At 74.0% G+C, this 3,383-nt stretch carries 2 protein-coding genes; both read right to left on the bottom strand.

The genetic code is table 11. The features are described 5' to 3' along the window. A partial coding sequence (locus AOK03_RS39610) for a transketolase (protein ID WP_055570171.1) occupies positions 1-1,810 on the bottom strand: 1,810 nt, incomplete at its 3' end. Continuing rightward, entirely contained in the window at positions 1,794-3,191 is a 1,398-nt protein-coding gene (locus AOK03_RS39605) for an NAD(P)/FAD-dependent oxidoreductase (protein ID WP_055570170.1), read from the bottom strand. The genes AOK03_RS39605 and AOK03_RS39610, both read right to left, overlap by 17 nt. Positions 3,192-3,383 lie beyond the last annotated feature (192 nt).

Raw genomic sequence — 3,383 nt, 5'->3', positions numbered from 1 at the left:
CGATCGACTCCGCGTCGATGCCCGCGGCGCGCAGCTGTTCCTCGGGCGAGGCCGAGCCGGGCATCGTCCGCACCGCGAGCCGCACCAGCCGCGGTACCGGCCTGCCGTCGGTGAACGCGTCCAGGACCGCGTCGCCGAGGCCGCCCTGCTCCCGGTGGTCCTCGACGGTCATGAGGCAGCCGGTGCGTTCGGCCGCCTCGCGCAGGGTGCGGCGGTCCACGGGCTTGACGGAGTACAGGTCGATGACGCGCACCGCGATGCCCTCGCGGTCCAGCGCCGCCGCGGCGGTCAGCGCCTCGTGGACGGTGACGCCCGCGGCGACCACGGTGAGCCGGTCCGCGTCACCGGCGCGCAGCACCTTGGAGCCGCCGATGGGGAACTGTTCCTCGGGCCCGTAGATGACGGGCGCGTCCCCACGCGACGTACGCAGATAGCTGATCCCGTCGAGCCCCGCCATCGACGCGACGAGCTGTCCCGTCTGGTGGGCGTCGCACGGGTACAGGACCGTGGAGCCGTGCACCGCGCGGAACAGCGCCAGGTCCTCCAGACCCATCTGGGACGGGCCGTCCTGCCCGATCGCGACGCCTGCGTGCGAGCCGACGAGGTTGATGTCGGCGCCGCTCACCGCGGCCATCCGGACGAAGTCGTGGGCGCGGGTGAGGAACGCCGCGAACGTCGACGCGTACGGCACCCAGCCGCGCGCCGCCAACCCCACCGCCGCGGCGACGAGTTGCTGTTCGGCGATGTAGCACTCGAAGAACCGGTCGGGGTGCTCCTTGGCGAAGTACTCCGTCCGCGTCGAGTCGCCGACCTCGCCGTCCAGGGCCACCACGTCGCCGCGGGCGGTGCCGAGCGCGGCGAGGGCCTGGCCGTACGCGGTGCGGGTCGCGACGGCCTCGCCCAGGGCGTGCCGCGGGAGTTCGAGGTGGCCGCTGCGGACGGCGTGCATGGTCCGGGCGGCGGCCGGCCTGCGCACCTCCACGCGTACGTCGCGCACGCCGCCCAGCTCCTCGACGGCCGCCTCCGGGTCCGGCAGCGGCTTGCCGTGCAGTCCCTCGCGGTTCTCCACGGAGGCGACGCCCCGGCCCTTGACGGTGCGGGCGAGGATGACGGTGGGCTGCCCGACGGTGGAGCCCGCTTCCCCGCAGGCGCGGTCCACGGCTTCGACGTCGTGTCCGTCGGTCTCGACGACGTGCCAGCCGAAGGCCCGGAAGCGGTCGGCGTAGGCGCTCAACTGCCATTCGTGGCGGGTCGGTCCGCGCTGGCCGAGGCGGTTGACGTCGACGACCGCGGTGAGGTTGTCGAGGTGCTCGTACCCGGCGTGCTCGGCGGCCTCCCACACGGACCCCTCCGCCAGCTCGCTGTCGCCGCACAGCACCCAGACGCGGAACGGGATCCGGTCGAGCCGCTTGCCGGACAGGGCCATGCCGACGCCGACGGGCAGCCCCTGCCCCAGCGAGCCGGTGGCGACCTCGACCCAGGGCAGGGCTCGGGGCGTCGGATGCCCTTCGAGCCGGCTGCCCTGCTCGCGGAAGGTGAGCAACTCGTGGTCGGTGAGCGCCCCCGCCGCCTTGTACGCGGCGTAGAGGAGCGGCGAGGCGTGCCCTTTGGAGAGGATGAACCGGTCGTTGCCGGGGTGGTCGGGCCGGTCGAAGTCGTAGTGCAGATGGCGCCCGATGAGCACCGCCATCAGGTCGGCGGCGGACATGGACGAGGTCGGGTGGCCGGACCCCGCGGCGGCCGCGGCCCGCACCGAGTCGACCCGCAACTGCTGCGCGATGGCTTTGAGTTGGTCACTTTTTTCGGTCATCAGGTTCCTCCTTGGGTGGCGAGTGACCGGGGACCCGACGGTGACGGTCGTGGTCGTCCGGATGCGGCAGGCGGGCCAATTCCGGGGACGCGGATTCCAGGGGCACCGACCACGAGCGGACCAGGCCCAACTGGACTGCCTGGCGCGGGAGTACGCAGTCCAGGAGCCAGTCCGCGGCGACGCGTACGCGGTTTCCGGGCATGGCCGCCAGGTGGTAGCCGCGGGTGACGGCTCCGGCGAGCGGGCCGGACAGCGGTACGCCGAACGGGTTGGCGGCGGCCTGGACGCCACCGAGGTCGACGGTGAAGCCCAGGTCGCGGTGGCGGTAGGCGCGGCGCGTGCCGACGCCGAGGGACGCGGCGACGTTGCGCCCGGCCGTGACGCCCTGCCGCCAGGCGTGCTGCGCGGTCATCGGGGTGAACGCGCCGGGCCGCGTCGCATCGGGCACGGCGGCCGCGTCACCGCACGCGAACACCTCTGGGTGGCCCGGCACTTGGAGACAGGGGTCGACGCGCAGGCGCCCCTTCTCCAGCGGCCGCCCCAGCCCGGCGACGAGCGGATCGGGGCGCACGCCGACGCACCAGACGAGCGTGCGGGTGTCGACGGCGTCCCCGTCGTCCAGGAGCACCCCGTCCGAGGTGGCCTCCTTGACGGAGGTCCTGGTGCGGACGTCCACACCGCGCCGCCGCAGGACGCGCTCGGCGGTGGTCGACAGCCGTCGGTCGAGTTCGGGGAGCACGCGGTCCGCGACGTCGAGCAGTAGCCAGCGGGGCCGTATGCCCTGCCTCAGCGGCTGTTTGCGCACCAGCGCGTCGGTGAACAGCCTTCCGTGCGCGGCGAGTTCGACCCCGGTGTAGCCCGCGCCGACGACCACGAACGTGCAGCGGGCCCGGCAGGTCTCCGGGTCGGGTGCCGCGGCGGCGAGCTCTATCTGGCGGGTGATGTGGTCGCGCAGGTACAGCGCCTCGGGGATGCCGCGGAAGCCGTGCGCGTGCTCGGCGACGCCCGGCACGGGCAGCAGCTTGTTGACGCTGCCCACGCTGAGGACGAGCCGGTCGTAGGGCAACGCGCCGCGTTCCCCTTCGGGATCGGTGTACGTCACCGTGTGTCGTTCCAGGTCGACGCCGTCGGCCTCGCCGAGTGCGAGGCGCACGTGCGGCAGCGTGCCGGCGAGGGAGACGGTGACGCGGCGCGGCTCCAGGACGCCGGTGGCGACGTGGGGCAGGAGCGGCAGGTAGAGGAAGTAGTCGGTCGGGTTGAGCAGGGTGATGTCGGCCTTGCCGCGGGTCAGCCGGGACAGGGTGCGGGCGGTGCGGTAGCCGGCGAAGCCGGCTCCGACGACGACGATGCGAGGTCGACTCGCGATGCGGGATCGGCTCACGGTGCGCCTCCGGCGGGTCGAAAGGGGTCGAATCCGGCGCGGTCGGGACTCCCCGCGTGCCCCTGCGCGGCGGCCGCCAAACCCCGGTCCGGGCCGCCTCACTCCCCTGCCCCGGGCGCGGACACCACGCCGGAGGGACGCCGCGCGGCCGCCGTTTGCGACGGCGTGCCGGGGTTACCCGCAGCCGTATTC

This window comes from Streptomyces atriruber (genome assembly GCF_001418325.1).
GTDB classification, from domain to species: domain Bacteria; phylum Actinomycetota; class Actinomycetes; order Streptomycetales; family Streptomycetaceae; genus Streptomyces; species Streptomyces atriruber.
The sequence above is the reverse complement of the archived record's forward strand: the minus strand, read 5'-3'. Positions and strand labels throughout refer to the sequence as shown.